The 22,104-nt window shown below is 71.7% G+C and carries 22 protein-coding genes; 14 read left to right on the top strand and 8 right to left on the bottom strand.

From position 1 onward, the window contains the following. The first annotated feature begins 23 nt into the window (after positions 1 to 23). The 9 genes from aceA to VYL96_RS13480 all read left to right on the top strand — a co-directional run bounded on the left by aceA (position 24) and on the right by VYL96_RS13480 (position 9,536). The gene (aceA, locus tag VYL96_RS13520) at positions 24 to 1,313 is read left to right on the top strand and encodes an isocitrate lyase (RefSeq protein ID WP_131885400.1); all 1,290 of its coding nucleotides are present in this window, start codon (positions 24 to 26) and stop codon (positions 1,311 to 1,313) included. A 191-nt stretch (positions 1,314 to 1,504) separates the two neighbouring features. After that, entirely contained in the window at positions 1,505 to 2,425 is a 921-nt protein-coding gene (locus VYL96_RS13515) for a 3-hydroxybutyryl-CoA dehydrogenase (RefSeq protein WP_131885399.1), read from the top strand. A gap of 1 nt (position 2,426) precedes the next feature. After that, positions 2,427 to 4,826: a 5-methyltetrahydropteroyltriglutamate--homocysteine S-methyltransferase gene (gene metE, locus VYL96_RS13510; protein WP_243699627.1), complete on the top strand. Its 2,400-nt coding sequence runs from the start codon at positions 2,427 to 2,429 to the stop codon at positions 4,824 to 4,826. Further along, positions 4,823 to 5,152, top strand: coding sequence for a hypothetical protein (locus VYL96_RS13505; RefSeq protein WP_329437687.1), 330 nt, complete (start codon positions 4,823 to 4,825; stop codon positions 5,150 to 5,152). Before metE ends, VYL96_RS13505 begins: the two co-directional genes overlap by 4 nt. 11 nt (positions 5,153 to 5,163) lie before the next feature. Then, positions 5,164 to 6,450 (top strand): DUF445 domain-containing protein, encoded by a 1,287-nt coding sequence (locus VYL96_RS13500; protein ID WP_207913542.1) that lies wholly within the window; start codon positions 5,164 to 5,166, stop codon positions 6,448 to 6,450. A 251-nt stretch (positions 6,451 to 6,701) separates the two neighbouring features. After that, on the top strand, positions 6,702 to 7,112 hold the full coding sequence (locus VYL96_RS13495; RefSeq protein WP_061915358.1) for a helix-turn-helix domain-containing protein: 411 nt from the start codon (positions 6,702 to 6,704) through the stop codon (positions 7,110 to 7,112). A gap of 81 nt (positions 7,113 to 7,193) precedes the next feature. Next, a complete protein-coding gene (locus tag VYL96_RS13490) occupies positions 7,194 to 8,402 on the top strand; it encodes a hypothetical protein (RefSeq protein ID WP_131885396.1) in 1,209 nt (402 codons plus the stop codon). Between the two features lie 145 nt (positions 8,403 to 8,547). Then, positions 8,548 to 8,829: a DUF2516 family protein gene (locus VYL96_RS13485; RefSeq protein ID WP_131885395.1), complete on the top strand. Its 282-nt coding sequence runs from the start codon at positions 8,548 to 8,550 to the stop codon at positions 8,827 to 8,829. Beyond that, complete coding sequence (locus tag VYL96_RS13480; protein WP_007628019.1) at positions 8,826 to 9,536, top strand: MerR family transcriptional regulator; 711 nt, start codon at positions 8,826 to 8,828, stop codon at positions 9,534 to 9,536. Before VYL96_RS13485 ends, VYL96_RS13480 begins: the two co-directional genes overlap by 4 nt. 39 nt (positions 9,537 to 9,575) lie before the next feature. Here the strand turns inward: VYL96_RS13480 and purU are convergent, their stop codons facing one another. Continuing rightward, complete coding sequence (gene purU / locus VYL96_RS13475; RefSeq protein ID WP_007628017.1) at positions 9,576 to 10,442, bottom strand: formyltetrahydrofolate deformylase; 867 nt, start codon at positions 10,440 to 10,442, stop codon at positions 9,576 to 9,578. 53 nt (positions 10,443 to 10,495) lie between these two features. On the opposite strand from purU, the gene deoC reads away from it, so the two are divergent. After that, entirely contained in the window at positions 10,496 to 11,194 is a 699-nt protein-coding gene (gene deoC / locus VYL96_RS13470; RefSeq protein WP_131885394.1) for a deoxyribose-phosphate aldolase, read from the top strand. A gap of 60 nt (positions 11,195 to 11,254) precedes the next feature. On the opposite strand, the gene VYL96_RS13465 is transcribed toward deoC, so the two are convergent. From VYL96_RS13465 to VYL96_RS13450, 4 genes are all read right to left on the bottom strand, one after another. Beyond that, a complete protein-coding gene (locus VYL96_RS13465) occupies positions 11,255 to 12,211 on the bottom strand; it encodes an NADP-dependent oxidoreductase (protein ID WP_131885393.1) in 957 nt (318 codons plus the stop codon). 72 nt (positions 12,212 to 12,283) lie between these two features. Continuing rightward, a complete protein-coding gene (locus VYL96_RS13460) occupies positions 12,284 to 12,832 on the bottom strand; it encodes a metallophosphoesterase family protein (protein WP_131885392.1) in 549 nt (182 codons plus the stop codon). A gap of 93 nt (positions 12,833 to 12,925) precedes the next feature. After that, positions 12,926 to 13,813 (bottom strand): LmeA family phospholipid-binding protein, encoded by an 888-nt coding sequence (locus VYL96_RS13455; RefSeq protein ID WP_131885391.1) that lies wholly within the window; start codon positions 13,811 to 13,813, stop codon positions 12,926 to 12,928. A 74-nt stretch (positions 13,814 to 13,887) separates the two neighbouring features. Beyond that, positions 13,888 to 14,388 carry a DUF2505 domain-containing protein gene (locus VYL96_RS13450; protein ID WP_131885390.1) on the bottom strand — a complete coding sequence of 167 codons (501 nt, stop codon included), beginning with the start codon at positions 14,386 to 14,388 and terminating at the stop codon, positions 13,888 to 13,890. Positions 14,389 to 14,522: 134 nt separating this feature from the next. Between VYL96_RS13450 and VYL96_RS13445 the strand changes: the two genes are divergently transcribed. The 3 genes from VYL96_RS13445 to VYL96_RS13435 all read left to right on the top strand — a co-directional run bounded on the left by VYL96_RS13445 (position 14,523) and on the right by VYL96_RS13435 (position 19,018). Then, positions 14,523 to 15,608: a UDP-N-acetylmuramate dehydrogenase gene (locus VYL96_RS13445; protein WP_279432742.1), complete on the top strand. Its 1,086-nt coding sequence runs from the start codon at positions 14,523 to 14,525 to the stop codon at positions 15,606 to 15,608. A 119-nt stretch (positions 15,609 to 15,727) separates the two neighbouring features. Beyond that, positions 15,728 to 16,786: a membrane protein insertase YidC gene (yidC, locus tag VYL96_RS13440; protein WP_131885388.1), complete on the top strand. Its 1,059-nt coding sequence runs from the start codon at positions 15,728 to 15,730 to the stop codon at positions 16,784 to 16,786. A gap of 585 nt (positions 16,787 to 17,371) precedes the next feature. Beyond that, positions 17,372 to 19,018: an ATP-binding cassette domain-containing protein gene (locus tag VYL96_RS13435; protein ID WP_131885387.1), complete on the top strand. Its 1,647-nt coding sequence runs from the start codon at positions 17,372 to 17,374 to the stop codon at positions 19,016 to 19,018. A 48-nt stretch (positions 19,019 to 19,066) separates the two neighbouring features. Here VYL96_RS13435 and VYL96_RS13430 read toward each other — a convergent pair whose 3' ends face one another. The 3 genes from VYL96_RS13430 to VYL96_RS13420 form a co-directional block, all read right to left on the bottom strand. Beyond that, positions 19,067 to 19,603, bottom strand: a complete 537-nt coding sequence (locus VYL96_RS13430) for a ferritin (protein WP_131885386.1) — start codon at positions 19,601 to 19,603, stop codon at positions 19,067 to 19,069. A gap of 104 nt (positions 19,604 to 19,707) precedes the next feature. Next, entirely contained in the window at positions 19,708 to 20,487 is a 780-nt protein-coding gene (locus tag VYL96_RS13425; RefSeq protein ID WP_131885385.1) for an SDR family NAD(P)-dependent oxidoreductase, read from the bottom strand. An 82-nt stretch (positions 20,488 to 20,569) separates the two neighbouring features. Next, positions 20,570 to 21,019, bottom strand: coding sequence for a limonene-1,2-epoxide hydrolase family protein (locus VYL96_RS13420; RefSeq protein WP_131885384.1), 450 nt, complete (start codon positions 21,017 to 21,019; stop codon positions 20,570 to 20,572). A gap of 152 nt (positions 21,020 to 21,171) precedes the next feature. Between VYL96_RS13420 and VYL96_RS13415 the strand changes: the two genes are divergently transcribed. Then, positions 21,172 to 22,104: an alpha/beta fold hydrolase gene (locus tag VYL96_RS13415; protein WP_131885383.1), complete on the top strand. Its 933-nt coding sequence runs from the start codon at positions 21,172 to 21,174 to the stop codon at positions 22,102 to 22,104.

Here is a 22,104-nt window from a genome sequence, read left to right as displayed (position 1 = left end):
CCCCGAGACAGAAAAGAGTCGCGATGTCGAACGTCGGCAAGGCACGTACCGCTGAAGAGATCCAGAAGGACTGGGACACCAATCCCCGCTGGAAGGGCATCACCCGCAACTACACGGCCGAGCAGGTCGCCGAGCTGCAGGGCACCGTCGTCGAGGAGCACACCCTCGCCCGTCGTGGCGCGGAGATCCTCTGGGAGAAGGTCAACACCAAGGACTTCGTCAACTCCCTCGGTGCGCTGACCGGTAACCAGGCCGTGCAGCAGATCCGCGCGGGCCTCGAGGCCGTCTACCTCTCCGGCTGGCAGGTCGCCGGCGACGCGAACCTCTCGGGCCACACCTACCCGGACCAGTCGCTGTACCCGGCCAACTCGGTCCCGACCGTCGTCCGTCGCATCAACAACGCCCTGCTGCGCGCCGACGAGATCGCCCGCATCGAGGGTGACACCTCGGTCGAGAACTGGCTCGCCCCGATCGTCGCGGACGCCGAGGCCGGCTTCGGTGGCGCCCTGAACGCCTACGAGCTGCAGAAGGCCATGATCGCGGCCGGCGCCGCCGGTGTGCACTGGGAGGACCAGCTCGCGTCGGAGAAGAAGTGCGGCCACCTCGGTGGCAAGGTGCTCATCCCGACCAAACAGCACATCCGCACCCTGACCTCGGCCCGCCTGGCGTCGGACGTCGCGAACGTCCCGTCGGTCATCATCGCCCGCACCGATGCCGAGGCCGCCACCCTCATCACCTCGGACGTCGACGAGCGCGACCGCCCGTTCATCACCGGTGAGCGCACCGCCGAGGGCTTCTACCACGTCAAGAACGGCATCGAGCCCTGCATCGAGCGCGCGAAGGCCTACGCCCCGTACGCCGACATGATCTGGATGGAGACCGGCACCCCGGATCTCGAGTACGCCAAGAAGTTCGCCGAGGGCGTCAAGTCCGAGTTCCCGGACCAGCTGCTGGCCTACAACTGCTCGCCCTCCTTCAACTGGAAGGCGAACCTGGACGACGACACCATCGCCAAGTTCCAGAAGGAGCTCGGCGCGATGGGCTTCAAGTTCCAGTTCATCACCCTGGCGGGCTTCCACTCGCTCAACTACGGCATGTTCGACCTGGCCTACGGCTACGCCCGCAACCAGATGACCGCGTTCGTCGACCTGCAGGAGCGCGAGTTCGCGGCCGCCAAGGAGCGTGGCTTCACCGCGGTCAAGCACCAGCGCGAGGTCGGCGCCGGCTACTTCGACCTCATCGCCACCACGGTCGACCCCAACACGTCCACCGCGGCGCTGAAGGGCTCCACCGAGGAGGGCCAGTTCCACTGAGACGTGGATCCGGCCGGTGACCCGAGCTGATCCGAGATCGGCTCGCTGACATGACGTGACAACCGGGGGCCGTGGCCGTCTCGACGAGGCGGCCCGGCCCTCGGTCGTCTCTGGCGCTCACCCCGCCGCGGACCGGCGGACGGGCCGGCGCGCCCCTTCACGACCCTCCTCATCGAAGGACCCAGGACACCATGAGCAGCAGCCGCGACGCCGCGACGGACGCGGGACGGATCACCCGCGTCGGCGTGGTGGGGGCCGGGCAGATGGGCTCCGGCATCGCCGAGGTCTGCGCGCGTGCCCACGTGGACGTCCTCGTGTGGGAGTCCACCCGCGAGCTCACCACCGCCGGCCGCACCCGGATCCTGCAGTCCCTCGACCGTGGCGTCTCCTCGGGGAAGATCACCGAACGTGAGCGCGAACAGGCCGCCCTGCGCCTGCGCTTCACCACCGACCCGGGTGACTTCTGCGACCGCCAGCTCGTGATCGAGGCGGTCGTCGAGGACTCCGCCGCCAAGTCGGCCGTCTTCCGGCAGCTCGACGAGATCGTCACCGACCCGGGGGCCGTGTTGGCCACCAACACCTCCGCCGTCCCCGTCGCCACCCTCGCCGGGTGCACCGCCCGCCCCGAGCGTGTGCTCGGCATGCACTTCTTCAACCCCGTCCCCGTGCTCCCGCTGGTCGAGCTGGTGAGCACCCCCGAGACCGGCGCCGCCGTCCGCGACCGTGCCGAGGCGTTCGCCGAACAGGTCCTCGGCAAGCAGGTCGTGCACTCCGCCGACCGCGCCGGGGCCGTGGTCAACGCGCTGCTCGTGCCGTACCTGCTCTCCGCGATCCGGATGGCGGAGTCCGGCCACGCCACCGCCGAGGACATCGACCGGGCCATGGTCCTCGGCTGCGCCCACCCCATGGGGCCGCTCGCCCTGGCCGACCACGTGGGGCTCGACACGGTCAAGGTGATCGCCGAGGCGATGCACGCCGAATTCGGCGAGCCGCTGTACTCACCGCCACCGCTGCTCGTGAGCATGGTCGAGTCGGGCCGGCTGGGTCGGAAGACGGGCCAGGGGTTCCACAGCTATCCCGTGCCCCGGGCGATGGCCCGCGCCGCGCGCTGAGATGACCTCGTCGTCGTCGCCCCCGTCGGCCCGGTCACCCTCGGCGGTGGCCCCGTCGCCGCCGCACCTCGAGCCCACGCGCGCCTCGTCGGTCCTGGGCTACCCGCGTATCGGGCCGCGCCGCGAGCTCAAACGCGCGCTCGAACGGTACTGGCACGGCGACGGCACGCGCACCGAGCTGCTCGCCACCGGCCGTCGCCTCCGCGAGGCCACCTGGCACGACCTGGTCGCCAAGGGCCTCACGCAGATCCCCGGCAACACCTTCAGCTTCTACGACCACATCCTCGACGACGCCCTGCTCGTCGGCGGGATCCCCGCCCGCTTCCGCGAACTCACCCGCGACCTCACACCCGTCGACACGGTCTTCGCCCTGGCCCGCGGCCGCGCCGACGTCCCCCCGCTGGAACTGGTCCCGCTGCAGGGGACCTCCTACCTGTACCGCCAGCCCGAGTTCGACGAGGCCTCCGAGTTGGGGTTGCGGCCGGGCGAGCTGCTCGCTGAGGTCGTCCGCGCGCGGGAGCTGGGGCTCGAGATCCGGCCTGTCGTGACCGGTCCGGTCTCGCTGCTGCTGCTCGGCAAGGCCTCGCCCGACGCCGCGCCGGGGTTCGCGCCGCTCGACCTGCTCGACCGGATGCTCGAGCAGTACGAGGCGCTGCTCGGCGTGCTGGACGAGGCGGGTGTGACGTGCGTGCAGTTCGACGAGCCCTGCATGACCATGGAGCGCACGCCGGACGAGATCGCCGCGTTGCGCGGGGCTTTCGACCGGCTCGCCGCGGTGCCGGCGAGGCCGCGGATCCTCGTCACCGGCGAGTACGGCGACCTGGGCGACGCGCTGCCCGCGCTGGCGGCCACGGGGATCGAGGCGATCGGCCTGGACCTGGTCCACGGGCGGCGGACGGCCGCCGAGCTCGCCGTCGTGCCGGGCCTGGCCGCCAAGCGCCTCTACGCCGGCGTGGTGGACGGCCAGAACGTGTGGCGCACGGACAAGTTCGCGACGCTCGACTACCTGCGCGAGCTGCGTGCGGTGTTCGTCGACGTGGTGGTGTCGACCTCGTGCACGCTGCTGCACGTGCCGTACGACGTACACGCCGAGACCGACCTGCCGGCCGAGCTCGTGGACTCGCTGGCCTTCGCCGAACAGAAGGTCGCCGAGGTGGTGTCGCTGGCGCACGCCCTCGAGGACGGCCCCACGCCGCGCTGGCGCCGGTTGCCGGTACTGCCCAGCGCGCGCCGCGAGGATGTGCGCGCGAGGACCGCCCGGGTCGACGACGACGACAAGGTCCGCGTCCCCTACGCCGAGCGGGCCCCCCGGCAGGCCGGCAGGCTGGGTCTGCCGACGCTCCCGACCGCCACCCTCGGCTCGTTCCCGCAGACCGTGCAGATCCGGCGGGCCCGCCGCGACCTGGCGGAGGGGCGGATCGACTACGCCCGGTACTGCGACTACCTGCGGGCGGAGATCGCCTCGGTGATCCGGCTGCAGGAGGACATCGGGCTGGACGTGCTCGTCCACGGCGAGGTCGAGCGGAACGACATGGTGCAGTACTTCGCCGAACTGCTCGACGGGTTCGCCGCCACCCGCCACGGCTGGGTGCAGTCCTACGGCTCGCGCTGCGTGCGGCCGCCCATTCTCTACGGGGACGTGGCGCGGCCCGCCCCGATGACCGTCGAGTGGACGGGCTACGCGCAGTCGCTCACTGACCGGCCGGTCAAGGGGATGATCACCGGGCCCGTGACGATGCTCGCGCGGTCGTTCTGCCGCACCGACCTCGCGCTGCCCGAGGTCGCCACGCAGCTCGCGCTGGCGGTGCGCGACGAGGTGGCCGATCTCGAGGCGACCGGCACGGCCATCATCCAGATCGACGAGCCGGCCATCCGCGAACTGCTGCCGCGGCGCGGTGCCGACCGGCGCGCCTACCTCGACTGGGCGGTGGGCACCTTCCGCCTCGCCTCCGCCGGCGCGCGACCCGACACGCAGATCCACACCCACATGACGTACTCGTCGCTGCAGGTGATGACCGAGGCGATCGAGGAGCTCGACGCCGACGTCACCAACATCGTGGCCACCCGCTCGATCGAGTGGGTGCTGGACGCCCTGACCGACCACACCCTGACCCGACAGGTCGCGCCCGGCGTGTACGAGTCGCGCTCGGGGTTCGTGCCGGACATCGACCTGCTGCACGAGCGGCTGCTGCGCGCGGTGGACGCCGTGGGGGTCGAGAGGCTGTGGGCGGTGCCCGACGGCGGGCTCAAGAGCCGCTACACCTGGCAGTTGGAGCCCAGCCTGCGGAACCTGGTGACCGCGGCCCGTCGGATCCGACGGGCGGTTGCCCGGCAGGAGCCGGGGTCTAATAAGATCGGGGCAGAGCAAGTCCCGGGACACGCGCCCGGGATCGGTAGTTGACGAAAGAGGACGACATCATGGCCGGTCAGACGCTCGAGCACACTGGTGCCGCCATCGTCGAGGAGTACTACCCGGAGTACGCGACGAAGGTCGCCCCCATCTACCCGCTGTACTCGACCGAGATCTACGTCGGGTCCGCCATCATCCTGCTGAGCATGAGCATGCTGGGCCTGCCCATCACCGCGATCGGCTACTACACGCAGGATGCCGGCGTCTCGCTGGGCATGGCGGTCGCCGCGGTCGTGGCCACCACCGTCGTGTTCCTCATCGGCCTGTTCGTGTGCATGTACGGCTTCCGTAAGCACGGCCGCGAGGACTCCCACTGACGCTCGACCCGGTGGTCGCCGCCGGGGGACCCGCGCTCAAGGCGGGTGACCCGGCGACCGACGCCGAGCGGAGGTCCGCCCTCCGTCGCATGAAAATGGTCGCGACGGGGTTCCTCGTCGTGGCCGGGGTGATCTACCTCGTCGCCGAATACGCACTGCACAACGGCGCGTCCTCCTGGGTGGGTTACGTCCGCGCCGCCGCCGAGGCCGGGATGGTCGGCGGCCTGGCCGACTGGTTCGCCGTCACCGCCCTGTTCCGCCACCCCCTGGGCATCCCCATCCCGCACACGGCACTCATCCGCCGCAAGAAGGACCAGCTGGGAACCTCGCTCGGCGGGTTCGTGGGGGAGAACTTCCTCGATCCCGAGATGGTCAGCGAGAAGGTCCGCGGCGCCCGCATCCCCGAGCGCGCCGGCGAGTGGCTCGCCGAGACCGACAATCGCGCCCTCGCCTCCGATCAGGCCGCCAAGGCCATCCGGTCCGTCCTGGCGGTGCTGCGCGACGAGGACGCGGTCGCGATCATCGAACGCACCATCGTGGCCCGGATCGCCGAGCCCGAGTGGGGTCCGCCCGCCGGCCGCATCCTCGCCGAACTCCTCGACGAGGGCCGCCACCTGCCGCTGCTCGACCTCATGGCCGACCGGGCCCACGAATGGGTCGAGGCGCACCCCGAGACGATCGACCGCTGGGTCCGCGAGAAGGCGCCCACCTGGGCCCCCCAGTTCGTCAACGAACTGCTCTCCGACCGCGCCTACCGCGAGCTGCGCGAGTGGACGTGGCAGATCAAGGTCGACAAGCAGCACGCCGTGCGCCTGGCGCTGATCGGGTTCGTCGAGGACTTCGCCCGCGACCTGCAGCACGACCCGTCCACCATGGCCAAGCTCGAGTCGTTCAAGCACGAGGTCATGAACCGCGAGGAGGTGCGCCGCGCCGCCGGGTCGGCGTGGTCGGCCGCCAAGCGGATGATCGTCGAGGCCACCGAGGACACCTCCTCGACGTTGCGGGTCAAGATCGACGACCTCCTGCGCCGCCTCGCCGAGATGCTCGTCGGTGACGAGAAGATGCGCTCGCGGCTCGACGACTACATGACCCGCACGGCGCGCTACGTCGCGGAGAACTACGCCGGCGAGGTCACCTCGATCATCTCCGACACCGTCGAACGCTGGGACGCCGACGAGGCCTCCGACAAGATCGAGCTGCTCGCCGGCAAGGACCTGCAGTTCATCCGCATCAACGGCACGGTCGTCGGGGCCCTGGCCGGGTTCGCGATCCACGCGGCCACCGAGCTGCTCTTCTGAGACCTTCTGTGACCCATCCCACGGGATCGTCGTACACATGGCGCTTGCTGGAGTTAGCACTAGTTGCTAGCGTTGGGGGCAGCCGAGGAGAGACGAACGGTTTGGCCGCAACGGCGGAGGGAGGTGACTCCATGGCCGCACACGATGGTGCTGAACGCGGCGGACCCCCGCGCGAGGTCACGGGATCCGGCGTACCGGCAGACGAGCCGACAGCAGCCACCCTCGCACGCCGTAACAAGCCGACGGGTGAGGTGCCGCGCCACACGGATGTCACCGCGCTCGTCGACGGCGACCGCCGTTCGTCCGACTCGCAGGACATCGGATCGTTCATCCGCGCCCAGCGGGAGGCCGCCCAGGTGTCCATCCGGCAGCTCGCGGAGCGTGCCGGCGTCTCCAACCCGTATCTGAGCCAGATCGAACGCGGGCTGCGGAAGCCGTCCGCCGAGGTCCTGGGTCAGATCGCCCGAGGTCTGAGGCTGTCCGCGGAGGTGCTCTACGCCCGCGCCGGGATCCTCGAGCTCAAGCAGGGGAGCCCGGTGAGGGACGCGATCCTCACCGCCCCGGACCTCACAGAGCGACAGAGGGAGGTGCTCGTGGAGATCTACGAGTCGTTCCTGGCGAACAATGCGACCGCAGCCGACCAGGTCGTCGACGTCCCCTGATCCGGGACCTGCCGACGGCGGCCCGCCGGGCCACGTGACACCGCAGATGAGAACACCGCACGACACGAACGAGGAGTCGACATGAGCAAGAAGACCACCGGTAAGAAGTCCACGTCCAAGGCCGAAGAGACCCGCGCCGACGCCTCCCGGGATGCCGCCGTCGGCGGCCCGCTCGGCCAGGCGATCGCCGCCGTGCGGACCCCGGTCTACGCCTACGTCGGGGCCAATGACCTCGCGATCCAGGCGGTCTCCGGGCTCGTGAACGACCTGCGCCGCCGCGCCGAGGACGCCGTCTCCGACGCCCAGTCCAGGGTCACCGAGCGCGTCTCCGACGTGCAGAACCGCATCACCGAGCGCGTGACCGGCGCCCAGGAGCGCGTCAGCGAGGTGCCCGAGCGCGTCCAGTCGCTGCCCGCGGAGGTCGAGGAGCTGGTCAACCGCTTCCGCCCCGAGGAACTGCGCAAGGTCGCCGACGCGTACGTGCAGGTGGCCGCCGGCATCTACGGCGGACTCGCCGCCCGCGGCGAGGACGTCGTGAGCCGACTCCGTGAGGAGAACCCGCAGCTCGAGGCCGGACTCGCCCGCGTCAACGAGCAGGTCGCCCGCGCCGCCGGCGCGGTCGAGGAGCAGCGCGAGCTGGGCGAGGAGGTCCTCGGCACGGTCGCGCGCCAGACCCGGTCGATCGGCGTGAAGGCCGCCGGACGCGTCTCCAAGGCCGCCCGCCAGGCCGCCGAGTCCGCCGGCGACGCCGCCGACACGGCCGCCGAGCGCGTCGACGAGGTGGCCGATCGGGTCGACCGGACCGCCGACAAGGCCGCCGACCGCGTCGACGAGGCCGCTTCCACGGTCTCCGCCGAGGTCGCCCGCAGCACCGCGGAGGTCGAGGCCCGCACGACCCCGGCCAAGAAGGCGCCGGCGAAGAAGGCCCCGGCCAAGAAGGCGGCGGCCAAGAAGGCGCCCGCGAAGAAGGCCCCGGCCAAGAAGGCGGCGGCCACGACCACCGACAAGCCGGTGGCCGCCAAGCCCACGGCCGATGAGGCCGCGGCCGCGAAGGCGGCGGCCAAGACCACCGCCAAGAAGTCGACGGCGACCAAGTCCACCGCCAAGTCCACCGCCAAGCCCACCGGCGGCAAGCCCACCGCCACCACGCCGACCGGGGCCAAGGCGAGCGACTCGAAGCCGGCCGGTTCGGACTCGGACGCGCCCTCGCCGGTCGAGCTCGCCGACAACGACCCGGCGCTGACCACCGCGGACACGCCGTTGCCGCCCGCCGGCACCGATCGCCCCTGACGCGATAGGCACCCGCGCCCGGTCGCGCTAGGCACCGCCCGCCCCGGCCCGCTCCCTCTCCGAGCCGGCCGGGGCGCCTCGCGTCTCGGACGGGTGTGAACATCGCCGCGCGGTCGTGTCCGACCCGGCCACTACACTGGGACCCGTGATTGACACGCTTACCGGCACGTGGGGAATTGTCCAGCTCATCATCCAGGGCGCGCTCGTCGTATGGGCGCTGGCCGGGCTCGTGCTGGCCGCGCTGCCGCCCGCCTCGGCGTACTCCGTCGAGGGGAAGTGGCCCAAGCCGGCCTGGATCGCCATCTGCGCTGTCGCCGCCCTGCTCTTCGCCATCCGGCCGCTCGGTTTCCTCAGCATCATCGCGATGGTGGCCGTGGGCGTGTTCTTCGCCGACGTGCGTCCCGCGGTCGGCGGTCGACGCAGGTGAAGACGCCGGAGGCCGGGCCGCTGCAGCGGATCGAGGAACTGGCCGAGGACTCCGGCACCACCGTGCGAAACATTCGCGTCTACCAGGAGCGCGGTCTGCTGCCCCCGCCCGTCCGGCGTGGACGCACCGCCTTCTACGGGCCGGACCACAAGCGGCGCCTCGCGCAGATCCTGCGTCTCCTCGACCGCGGCTACACGTTCGCCACTATCGAGGAGTTGTTCATCGCCGAACGGCACGGCTTCACACTTACGGAGCTCCTCGAGCTGGAAGCGGTCCGGCCGACTCGCCGCTCCAACGGCGGGCGCCGGCGACTGCCGCGAGGGGGAGTGGACGCGGTCGCCGGGTTCGAGCTACCGGAGCACCTGCTCGACCGGGGCGAGTCGATCGGCCTCGTCAGCGATTCGGCCGCCGCGGACCACTTCTTCGCCGACCGCTACATGCTGGAGATGTTCCGTGAGCTGATCGTGCTCGGGGTCGGCGAGGAGGGGATCGACAAGATCGGCCACCTGTTCATGGAGGGGCAGAGCACCGCGGCCGAGGCGATCGACGTCCTCGTGCAGACCATGAAGGACGCCGGGATGGACCAGTCGACCATCGTCAGACGGGTGACCGGCATCCTGCCGCGCGCCGGCGCGGCCGCCCGGCTCATCTTCCTGTCCGCCGCCCAGACCCTGCTCACCGACAGGCACGGCTTCCCCAAGAGCTGAGCGACGTGAGCGCCGTCGGACGGCCGCTCATCGATCGGCCTAGGTGAACACCACGGTCCGGGCGCCGTGCACCAGGACCCGGTCCTCGAGGTGCCAGCGCAGGCCGCGGGCCAGCACCAGCTTCTCCGCGTCGCGGCCCTGGCGCACCATGTCCTTCACCGTCGCCGTGTGGTCCACGCGGATGACGTCCTGCTCGATGATGGGCCCCTCGTCGAGGTCGGCCGTCACGTAGTGGCACGTCGCGCCGATGAGCTTCACACCACGGACGTGCGCCTGGTGGTACGGGCGGGCGCCGACGAAGCTGGGCAGGAAGCTGTGGTGGATGTTGATCGCGCGACCGGCCCACCGGGTGCACAGGTCGTCCGGCAGGACCTGCATGAAGCGGGCCAGGACGATCGCGTGCGGGTCGATGTCGTCGACGAGCGCCGCGACCTGCTCGAACGCCGGGCCCCGCTCGGCGGGGTCGGCCGCGAACGGCACGTGGTGGAACGGAACGCCGTGCGCCTCGGCCATTCCCCGCAGGTTGTCGTGGTTGCCGATCACCGCACGGATGCGGGCGGGGTAGTCACCGCTCTCGACCCGGCCCAGCAGGTCGTGGAGGCAGTGGCCCTCCTTGGACACCAGGATGACGACGTCCTTCGGCTCGGACGAGTCGGAGATCTGCCAGTCGGCCTCGGGTCCCAGCTCGCTGGCCACCCGTTCGAAGCGACGGCGGAGTTCGTCGATCTCCATGCCGATCGATTCGGCGTCGACGGACTGGCGGGTGAAGAACCAGCCGGTGTCCTCGTCCGCGTGGTACGCCGCCTCCATGATGGTCCCGCCCAGTTCGGCGAGGAAGGTGGCGATCCGGGCGACGATACCGATGCGGTCGGGGCAGCCCAGCGTGAGGACGAAGCGTCGTGACATGGGTGTCCATTGTGCCACCAGGCGCATCGGCGGCTCCCGCTAGGCTGGCCCGCATGGACGCCACTCCGACCGCTCAGCTCACCCGCGCCCGCGTCGCCTCGATGATCGACCACACCCTGCTCTCGCCTGACGCGTCCCGCGAGGACGTGCAGGCCTGCCTCGACGAGGCCCGCGAGCTGGGCGTCAAGGCCGTGTGCGTGAGCCCGGCGATGCTGCCGGTGCGGCCCGGCCAGCAGGTCGTCGCCACGGTCGCGGGGTTCCCGTCAGGCAAGCACCACTCGCTGGTCAAGGCGATGGAGGGCCGGCTCGCGGTGGACCAGGGCGCCGCCGAGGTGGACATGGTGATCGATGTGGGCGCCGCCATCGCGGGCCTCGTCGACGAGGTGATGGCCGACGTGCTGGCGATGCGCGACGCCGTGCCGCCTCCGGTGGTGATCAAGGTGATCCTCGAGACCGCCGCCATCCACAAGGCGCTGGGGGACGAGGCGGGCGACGAGCGGATCGAGGCCCTGTGCCACGCCGTCGCGCGCGCGGGCGCCGACTTCGTCAAGACCTCCACCGGCTTCCACCCCGCCGGCGGCGCGAGCGTGCGCGCGGTCGAGGCGATGCACCGCGCGGTGGGCGGGAAGTTGGGCATCAAGGCGTCCGGCGGGATCCGCGACGCCGACACCGCCCGCGTGATGATCGCCGCGGGCGCCACCCGGCTCGGACTGAGCGGCAGCCGGGCGGTGCTCGACGGCTTCCCCGAGTAGTCCTGCCGTCCGGCCGCTGCTGGTCCTACGCAGGCCTTCACCCGGGGCCCCCGGCGGGTGTCAGTACCGGCCGGTGGTGAGCACCATCTTCCCGGTGGTGCGACCGGTCTCGCCCCGGCGGTGCGCCTCGGCGGCCTGCTCGAGCGGGAAGACCTCCGAGATCGTCGCCCGCAGCGACCCCTGCTCGACGAGCTCGGTGATCGAGATCAGGTCGTGGCGTGAGGCGTCGACCAGCATCCGGACGGCCCGCACCCCGAGCCGCTCGGCCTCGCGGTAGAGGTCGTCCGAGCCGACGGGCAGGATCGACACGACGATCCCGCCGGGCCGCAGCGTGCGCAGCGACGCCAGCGAGGTGTCGCCGCCGATGGTGTCGAGCACGGCGTCGACGTCCGAGACGGCCTCCGCGATGTCCACCTCGCGGTAGTCGATCGGCTCGTCCACGCCGATCTCCCGCAGGAAGTCGTGCTTCTCCGAGCTGGCGGTGCCGATCACGTGGGCGCCGCGGGCCTTGGCGATCTGCACGGCCACGTGCCCGACCCCGCCGGCGGCCGCGTGGATGAGGACGCGCTGGCCGGGCTGGATCCGGGCGTTCTCGACGAGCGCCTGCCACGCGGTGAGCGAGACCAGCGGCAGCGCGGCGGCCTGGACGTGGTCGAGCGAGGCCGACTTGGGTGCGAACCAGGCGGCGGGGGCGGCGACGTACTCGGCGTGGGCGCCGTGGCCGAACGGGTACGAGAGCATGCCGAACACCTCGTCGCCGGGGGAGAACCGCGCGACGCCGATGCCGACCTCCTCGACCACGCCCGACAGGTCCCAGCCCAGGACGAACGGCGGCTCGCCGATGAATCCGCCGGTGGCGCGGTGCTTCCAGTCGGTGGGGTTGACGCTGGCGGCCTCGACGCGGATGAGGACCTCGTTGGTGCGGGGAGTGGGACGGGGGAGGTCGACGACGGCGAGGACGTCCGGCTCACCGAGGGTCTGCTGTTGCACGGCACGCATGGAGGCTTCGTTGGTCATGGCTCCAGGGTGGCAGACTCCCGGGCCCGCCGCCCGGCTCGTCCCGCCCGCCGCCCGGCCCGCGGGTGTGGGTCAGCGCCGTGGCGGCAGCCGGTGCAGTTCCACGTCGCGGAGCTCGCCTCCGGTGATGGCCGCCGTCATGTACGTGTGGTGCGGCTGGCGTCGACGGTCGGTGGGCGAGCCCGGGTTGAGCAGACGCAGGGCGCCCTCACCGGACCCGCTCTCACCGGACCCGCTCTCCTCGGACACTCGCGGCGCGGTGGTGTCCCACGGGATGTGCGAGTGCCCGAAGACCAGGACGTCAGTGTCGGGGAAGGCCCTGGCCATGCGCTTCTCCCGTCCCGCGGACGCGCCGGCCTCGTGGGTGACGGCAAGTCGCACGCCGTCGAGCGTCGCGCGGGCCACTTCGGGCAGACGCTCGCGCAGCTCCGGGCCGTCGTTGTTGCCCCAGCAGGCGATGAGCCGTGCGGAGCGTTCCTCCAGTGCGTCGAGGAGGGCGACGTCCATCCAGTCCCCGGCGTGGATCACGACGTCGGCCGCGTCGACCTCGTCCCAGATCCGGGCCGGCAGGTCGCGGGCGCGGGTCGGGACGTGGGTGTCGGAGATGATGAGCAGGCGCATGGGCCCAGTGTGCCGCGCGCGGGGGCCAGGGGCGGGGCGGACGGGTCCTGGCAGGGTGGACGGCACGGCGGACGAGTCCCGGCAGGTCGACTCCTAGCGGGTCGACTCCAGCACCACGTCGCGGCCGGCCAGGTCCACGGTCATCCCGCCGTCGACCACGCGGACGCCGGTGAGCTCGATGCCCTCGGGCAGGTCGGCGAGCGCGGAATCCATCATCGAGACGGTCCCGCCGAGGATCTCCGAGGGCAGCTGGAAGCCGAGGACCGAGGCCTGCTGGGGATCCATCTCGAGGTTGCCGTCGATGAGCCGCGGCGTCACCACGGCCTCGGCGAGCCCGCTGATCGAGACGCGCAGGGTGCCCGCCGCGGGATCGGAGACGATGTCCTGCACCTGGATCAGCCCGCCCAGCAGGCTGTCGCCCACGCCGCCCGCGCCCTCGGACTGGGCGGCCGCGGTCATGGTCTCGTCGGACACGAACGCGGTGCCGGTGAGCGAGTCGATGCGTGAGGTCTCACCCTCGGACCGCACGCCCTCGGCGGTGATGTCGATCGCCGGGACCGGGCCGGTCGCGCCCTCGGCCGGGGCCCCGTCGGTGGTGATGCGGATCGTGCCGAGCGTGCCGGTGACGTACGACAGCAGGACCGGCTGGGGTCCCAGCTCCACCTCGGGGGTCGAGCCGAGCGTGGCACTGATCTCCTGACGGAGGTTGTCCTTGATGGCGCCGCGCATCCCGAGCTCCAGGCCCACGGCACCGGCCACCAGCAGCACGATGACCAGCACGGCGCCGATGACGATCCGACGGCCCGTGCGGCTCCCGCCCCGGGTGCCGCTGGTCCCGCCCCGCGCACCGGTCGTCCCGCCGCCGCCCGGAGGGGGCGCGCCCGCGTCGGCGGGCCGGGCGGCGAACTGCTCGGTGGGAGCGTTCTGCACGCCCGGGTGATCGAAGGCGGGAAGTCGCTGGGTGTCTCTCGGCGGCTGCATCGCTTTCGATTGTCACCGAAAAGGCGTCGGCGTGGAGCACCCACCTCGCCGGGCGGGGGCGTGCGGGCGGTGGGTCAGCGGGCGGCGGTCCAGCGGTTGAGGTGGCGGTACTCGGCCTCGAACAGTCGGTCCAGGTGCGAGATCACCATCTTCTCGAGCTTGCCGCCGAGCAGCGGTACCGACACCTTGACCTGCCCGGACACCGACTCCTCGGCGGCGCCGTCCAGGTCCACTGCGGTCGCGTCGCCGCTGATGAGCCCCAGCCCACCCGCAGCCTCGGCGCGCGCGGTCCCGGTGAACGTCTGGCCGTCGAAGCCGGAGTAGGTGCTGGTGCGCACGATGGTCAGCTGGCCCGGCACGAACTTGCGGGCGGAGTCGGGGATGTCGTCCTCCGGGATGTGCTGCGTGATGGTCACGCGGACGCCGTCCGTGGTGGAGGAGAAGTCGTCGAGGCTGTCCTTGTCGGTTCCCACCGCCAGGAGTCGCTCGCGCCAGTACTCCTCGCTGCCGTAGGCCGTGTACACGGCCTCGATGGGGGCGTCGATGCGGGCGTTGTGGGAGAAGTGGGTCGCCATGGGGTCTGACACTACAAGCGCCGGTTACCCTCGGGCGTGTGAACCCGCCCCCGTCCGACCCCACGGCCGCGCCGCACCCCGCCGGAACCTCCGCGCCGCACCCCGCCGACCCGGTCGTCGCCGAGCTGACCCGCATCGCCGGCGTCACCGCGACCCCCGGCATGCGGCTGGCCGACCTGACGACCCTGCGCATCGGGGGCCGTCCGCGTGCGCTGCTCGAGTGCGGGACGCCCGAGGCGGTGGTCGCCGCCGTGCGCGCCCTCGACGTCGCCGAGGTCCCGGTGCTGGTGCTGGGCGGCGGGTCCAACCTGGTGGTCGCCGGTGGCGACCTGGACCTGGTGGTGGTGGCCGTGCGCAACCGGGAGGTCGAGTACCTCACCGGCGCCGACGAGGGCCGTCTCGTCGTGCGCGCCGGCGCCGGGCTGACCTGGGACGACCTCGTCGCCGACACCGTCGGGCGCGGGTACGGGGGCCTGGAGTGCCTGTCCGGCATCCCCGGGTCCGTCGGTGCGACGCCCGTGCAGAACGTCGGTGCGTACGGCGTGGAGGTCGCCCAGATCCTGCACCGCGTGCGGTGGTACGACCGCGCGACCGGCGTCGACGAGTGGGTCACCCCGGAGGCCCTGGGGCTGGCCTACCGCACCTCCGTGCTCAAGAACACCGACCGCGCCGTGGTGCTCGAGGTGGAGTTCCGACTCGACCCCGCGGGGCGCAGCGAGCCGATCCGGTACGCCGAGCTCGCCGGCCGCCTCGGCGTGACGCCGGGCGAGCGGACCGACCCTGCCGTCGTACGGCGTACCGTGTTGGAGCTGCGGCGCGGCAAGGGGATGGTGCTCGACGACGACGACGAGGACACCTGGTCCGCGGGGTCCTTCTTCACCAACCCGGTGATTCGCGAGGACGAACTCCCCACGGTGCGGTCCCGGGTGGCCGCCCGTCTGGGGTCCGGCCCGGCCGAGCAGATGCCCGCCTTCTCCGCGCCCGGCGGGGTCAAGCTCTCCGCGGGCTGGCTCATAGAGCGGGCCGGATTCGGCAAGGGACACCCTTCGTCGTCGTCCCCCGCCCGCCTGTCCACCAAGCACACGCTCGCGCTGACCAACAGGGGCGCGGCGACGTCCGACGACATCATCGCGCTGGCGCGCGAGGTGCGCGACGGCGTGCGGGAGGCGTTCGGAGTGGAGCTGCACCCCGAGCCCGTGTGGGTGGGCTGCCACATCTGACAGGCTGACCCCGCCGCCCGCCCCGAGGGTCGTCCCTGGCACGCTGGTCCCAGGCCTTCTAAGCTCGTCACGCCCCCGTGCGCCCGCCCGGCGCCGCCGTTTTCCCTGGAGAATCGCCCGTGGACCTGTTCGCGTATCCGGTGTCGCTCGTCATGAAGTTCTGGCACTGGGCGCTGAGCTTCGTGGTGGACCCCGACTCGGGCGTCGCCTGGGTGGGCTCCGTGCTCCTGCTGGTGGTGACCGTGCGCCTGCTGCTCCTGCGGTCCATGTGGCGGCAGCAGTACTCCATGCGCAAGATGGCGCAGCTCGCTCCCAAGATGAAGGAGCTGCAGAACAAGTACAAGGACCGCAAGTCTCCCGAGGACCGCCAGGAGCAGGCCAAGGAGATGCAGGCCCTGTACGCCGACGCCGGCGTGAACCCCCTTGCCGGCTGCCTGCCGCTGCTCGTGCAGATCCCCGTGTTCCTGGGCCTGTACTACGTGCTGCTCAACTTCTCGCGTCCCGGAAAGTCCATCGAGGAGGCCTCGCAGATGACCAACGGGGCGTTCGGCCCCGAGCAGGTGTCGTCGTTCCTCAACGCCGAGATCTTCGGCGTGCCGCTGGCGTCCTACATCCGCATGCCGCAGGAGGTCATGGACTCCCTGCACCCCGGGCTGGTGCGCGAGGACATCCTCATGCTGGCCGTGCCGCTGTTCGTGCTGGCCGGCATCGCGACGTTCATCAACATGTGGAACTCCTTCCGCCGGCAGAAGGCCGCCAAGGCCGCCGAGCAGGCCGCCCTGGCCCGCGTGGACGCCGAGGAGCGCGCCGGCGGCCCGGTCGTCGACGGCGAGGTGCTCGAGGTCGACGGCGAGAAGCCCGCCGCACCCGCTCCCGCGACCACCGGGGCCGCTGGCGCGGCCGCCGGCGCCGGGCCGGACGGCAAGCCGCAGGACTTCCAGTCCATGGCCGAGCAGATGACCGAGTCGATGAACCAGTCGATGAAGATCATGATGTACCTGTTCCCGTTCTTCCCGATCGTGGGCGCGTACTTCTTCAACTTCCCCATCGCGATCGGCCTCTACTGGCTCACCAACAACATCTGGACCGCCGTGCAGTCGCACATCTTCATGGAGAAGCTGGAGAAGGAGCTGCCCATGAGCAGCCGCGAGGGCCTTCCCCCCAGCGCCTTCATGTAGTCCGGCTCGAGGCTTCGCCTCTCGCGCCTCCCGCGCCGCACGCACCCCCGCGCCGCCCGCATTCCACGCCACCCCGCACCCCGCGGCTCCCCGCACCCCGCACCCCGCGCTTCCCGCGCCGCCCGCACCCCGCGATTGGATGTACTCAGAGCGGAAATGGACGTAACCATCCAGGCGATTTCGCCGAAACCCCACGATGGTTACGACCAAAATCCGCGAAGGCGAGGGCGCCCGCCCTGGCGATGCCGAGCGCAGCGCGCCGAAGCCGAGCCGACGGCGCCAGGCCACAGAGCCGCTCGTGTCGAGCCGCTGGATTTTGGTGTAGCTACTGCGAAAATCCGGCCCAGATTTCGCAGTAGCTACACCACAACCGTGGGATCGATACCTCGACTCGTTGTCGCACGGCCCGTTGCCCCTTCCGCGCGCCGGGCGTAGTCTGCTCGGCGTACGTCGGCAGCTGCACGGCGCGGCCCCGGGAGACCGGCGCCGCGAGGGGCACAGCCGAGAACTCGAGACGAGGAGACCCGAGGACAGTGCTCGACCCCAGGTGAGACCCGGCCCATCCGCCACCTCCCTGGAGCATGCATGTCATCCCTCGTCCTGTCGGACGTCGAGTACGCGTTTCCCGACGACACCCCACTCTTCGACGGCCTCGACCTGACCCTCGGTCCCGGCCTCACCACACTCGTCGGCCGCAACGGCGCGGGCAAGAGCACCCTGCTGCGCCTCATCGCCGGCGAGCTGCGTCCGACGCGCGGGTCGATCAGCATCGGAGGCGAGCCCGCCCTGCCGCCCACCGTCGCCTACCTCCAGCAGTTGCTCGCCGACGCGCCCGCGGAGCGCACCCTCGCCGACGAGCTCGGCGTGGGCGGGAAGCTGGCGGCGTTGGCGCGGATCGAGGCGGGGGAGGGGGACGACGACGACTTCGCCCGCCTCGCCGACGACTGGTCGATCGCCGAGCGGACGGGCGCGCTGCTCGCCGAGTTGGGCCTGCCCACGGACCTGGGCAGGTCGGTGCTCGCGCTGTCCGGCGGGGAACGCACGCTCGCCGCGCTGGCAGGTCGGCTCCTCGGGCAGCCGCGGGTGCTCCTGCTCGACGAGCCCACCAACAATCTGGACTCGCGGGCGCGAGCGCGGTTGTTCGCGTCGATCGACCGGTTCGTCGCCGGCGGGCAACGCATCGCGCTGGTGGTGAGCCACGACCTGGGCCTGCTCGAGCGGGCCGGGACGACCGTCGAGATGCGGGCCGGCCGATGCCGGGTGTTCGGCGGGCCGTACTCGCACTACCGCGAGGTGATCGAGTCCGAGCAGGCCGCCGCGCTGCAGAGTCTGACCGGGGCGCGCAACGAACTACGCGCACAGAAGCGGGACAAGGTCGAGGCGCAGGTCGTGCTGGCGCGGCGCGAGCGGTACGGCCGGAAGATGGAGGCGAACAAGCGCGAGCCCAAGGTCGTCATGGGGATGCGCAAGCGGCAGGCCCAGGAGTCGGCGGCACGCTACAGGGCCACGCACGCGAAGGGCGTGGAGCAGGCGCAGGAGCGGATGCGCGAGGCCGACGCCGCCGTGCGACGCGAGGAGTTGTTGCGCTTCGACCTGCCCGATCCCGGGCTCCCCGCGGACCGGGTCGTGCTGGACGCCGACGATCCGGTCGCCGGCCGGATCCACCTCGTCGGCCCGGCGCGGGTACGACTGGCCGGTCCGAACGGCAGTGGAAAGACCACTCTGCTGCGGCGCCTGTTCGGCGAGGGCGTCGCGGGGCCGGGGTCGCGCGGGACCGGCCGCACGCGGGGAGCGGAGGTGGCGAGCGGAGCCAACCGGGGCGACGACGACAACGCCGCCCTCGTCCCGTGGGCCCTGCTGCCGCAGGATCTTCGCGTCGAGCATCCGGAGTGGTCGGTCGTCGACGCGATCCGTGCCGTCCGCCCCGAGGCGCCGGCGGAGGAGGCGCATGCCCACGCGGCGCAGCTGCTCTTCATCGGCGACGCGGGCCTGCGCGGACTCGGTGAACTCTCCGGAGGCGAGCGTCTTCGAGCGGCGCTCGCGGCGAGGTTGTTCGCCCGGCCGGTCCCGCAGCTGCTGGTGCTGGACGAGCCGACCAACAACCTCGACCTGGAGGGGGTGCAGGTGCTCGCCGATGCCCTCTCTGGCTGGCGGGGCGCGTTGCTGCTGGTCAGCCACGACGACGGCTTCTGCGACCGCGTGGGGGTGGACGACGTGATCACCCCGCGGTGAGCCCCGCCCCACCGCGGTGAGCCCCGGCCCACCGCGGTGGGGCGTGCGTCAGACCGCGCCGCCGGCCACCGACGGCGGGGTGCCGGTGTTGGTGGAGGCGTCGTTCTCGCGGGCGAGGTACTCCTCGATGCGGAACCAGTCGTCGGCCGCACGCTCGGCGATCGTGACGAGCGTGTTCATGTTGGCGACCTCCTCGACCTGCTCGCGCAGGAACCACAGCATGAACTGCTCGCCGAGAGGGTCGGACTCGGCGCGGGCGGCCTGGAACATGTTCTCGATCTGCCGCGTCACCTGCTTCTCCTGCTCGAGCGCGAGGCGCAGAGCGTCGGCGGGGCCGCTGAACCGGGCCTCCGGGGCGGGGACGGCGGGGATCGTGACGGGGATGTCGCGGTCGAGCATGTACTGGACCATCATCATCGCGTGGTTCCGCTCGCCGAGGCTGTGCGAGTAGAAGCGACCGGCGAGCTGCGGCAGGTCCTGCGCGTCCGCCCACACGGCGATCGCGACGTACTGCTGGCTGGCGGCGAACTCGTGACCGACCTGAGCGGAGAGGAGATCGACGAAGGTGTTCTTGTTCCTGGTCATGGCGGGCCCCTTTCAGTAGGGGGCCAGACTATGGCGATCGCCGGCGTTTTGCCAGGTCAGATAGCCTAACCTGCCTTTCGGTTGGGCAGGCTCACCTACCGAAGTCAGCTCCGGTGCGCGCGCGTCGCGGAGTGCTGATCGCGGGGCTTCACCACGATCTGGTCCAGGTTGACGTGCGAGGGTCTGCTGGCCACGAAGCCGACGATCTCCGCCACATCCTGCGCGACCATCGGGGTCAGCCCACGGTAGACGGCGGCCGCCTTGTCGTCGTCGCCGTCGAACCGCACGCGCGAGAACTCGGTCTCGACCATGCCGGGCGCGATCTCGGTGAACCGCACCGGCTGGCCCAGGTGCTCGCCGCGGAGGGTGCGGTGCAGAACGGCCTGCGCGTGCTTGGCGGACGTGTAGCCGGAGCCGTTGTCGTAGGACTCGATCGCGGCGATCGAGGTGATGGTGACGACCAGCCCGTCGCCCGCTTCGACGAGCACCGGCATGAGCCCGCGCACCATCCGCAGGGTGCCGAGGACGTTGGTCTCCCACATCCAACGCCACTGGTCCTCGTCGGCGTCCATCACGCTGGTCGTGCCCTTGGCGCCGCCGGCATTGTTGACCAGCACGTGCAGCCGGGGAACGGCCGCGCAGAACGCCTCGCACGACTCGGCATCGGTCACGTCGAGCGGCATGGCCGTGCCCCCGATCTCCTCCGCCAGCGTCTGCAGACGGTCGACGCGCCGCGCGCCGATCACCACGTGGAAGCCCATCCTCGCCAGCTCACGTGCGGTCGCCTCGCCGATCCCGGACGACGCCCCGGTCACCACGGCGACGCGGGTCTCGGCGGGCAGGTCGGACAGGCGGTCGCGGGCGGCGGAGTGCTCGGTGCTCATGGCGACAAGAGTAGGCGGCGGGTCCGACACCGACCGCGACATGCGTTCGTCGTGGGTGAAAAACGTGCGACGACGACGAGGTCTAACGCCCCCGGCCGGTGACCATCTCGACGAGCCCGCGCACCGCGCCCTTGGCCATGTCGGCCTTGGAGAAGTAGTCCTGCCAGCCGCACACCCGGCCATCGCGGACCTCGAGGCGCCCGCACACCCAGAACCCGACGCGCAGTGGCCCGACGCCCAGGTAGTCGGTGCGGTCGGTGAGCACCACCACCGGGGCCTGCGGGTTGGTGGGGTCCGCGGGCGCCGACACGGCGAGGTGATGGATGTCGACGCCGAAGTCGATGCTGCGGTGCATCGCGGCGATCGCGCTGACGACGGCCCGCTTTCCCCGCATCGTCGGCAGGCCGACGTTGGCCCACCAGACGTCGTCGGTGAGCAGGTCCGCGGCGGTCGCGGTGGAGCCGGCCATGAGGGCATCGAAAAACGTCCGGACCACCACGTCGGGGTCGGTCCTGGTGCTGGTGACTGCCATCTCCACACGGTAACCGCCGCGGGCGCGGAACGGGGCCGATCGTGTGGGTGGATGGCGGTGAACGGGCGTGCTGCGTGATCCGGGTGCCGGGGCCGGGGGAGGGCCGCGCAGGAGCACACCGCCGCCGGGCCGTGGCTGGCACGATGTGCCGTATGAGCTCCGACGCGACCCCCGCCACCACCGACGCCCTCTCCGGCCAGCCCGCGCACGGGCAACCCGCCCCGGGCCGGGCGTACGCCACCGACCGGCCCGGCACCTCGCACGGCGTCGAGTCGGCGGTGTCGTCCGACGGCACGACCATCGCCTACCGCGTGCTCGGTGACCCGTCCTCCCGGCCCCTCGTCCTGATCCACGGCTGGGCCCAGTCGAGCTCGAGCTGGGGAGCCGAGCTGCTGGGCGAGCTCGCGCAGCGGTTCCGCGTGGTGGCGATCGACCTGCGCGGTCACGGCCACTCCGACGTCCCCGCCGGCGGCTACGACTCGCCGCAGCAGTGGGCCGACGACGTCGAGACGGTCCTCGACTCGGTCGGCATCGGCGAGGACGCGGGCGCGATCCTGCTGGGCTGGTCCTACGGCGGGGTCGTCGTGGCCGACTACCTGGCCGCCCGCGGGGAGGCGCGCGTGGCCGGGGTCGTGCTGTGTGGGGCCGTGACGTCGCTGTCGCGCTCGGCCGGCGGCGCGATCGGCCCGGCCATGAAGGAGGTCACCTCCGGCGGCGCGTTCGAGGAGAAGCCGGCGCGCGCCCTGGAGGCGTTCACGACCTTCGGTAAGGCGATGATGGTCAACGGCGCCGGCGCCGACGGGCAGCGGATCCTGGGACTGTCGCTGTCCACGCCGCCGGCGGTTCGGCAGGCGCTGCTCACGCGCCGCGTCGACAACGACGACACCCTGCGCGGCCTGTCGATCCCCGCCCTGGTCATCCACGGCGCCCACGACGGGGTGGTGCTGCCCTCGGCCGGTCAGGCCAACGCCGAGATGATCGCCGGCGGCCGCTACGTCGAGTTCGCCGAGTCCGCGCACGCGCCGTTCCTCGAGGAGACGCCGCGCTTCCTCGCCGAGCTCGGCGCCTTCGCCGCCAGTCTGTAG

This window comes from Dietzia maris (assembly GCF_036287335.1).
Classification (GTDB): Bacteria; Actinomycetota; Actinomycetes; order Mycobacteriales; family Mycobacteriaceae; genus Dietzia; species Dietzia cinnamea.
This window is presented reverse-complemented; position numbering and strand designations above follow the sequence as displayed.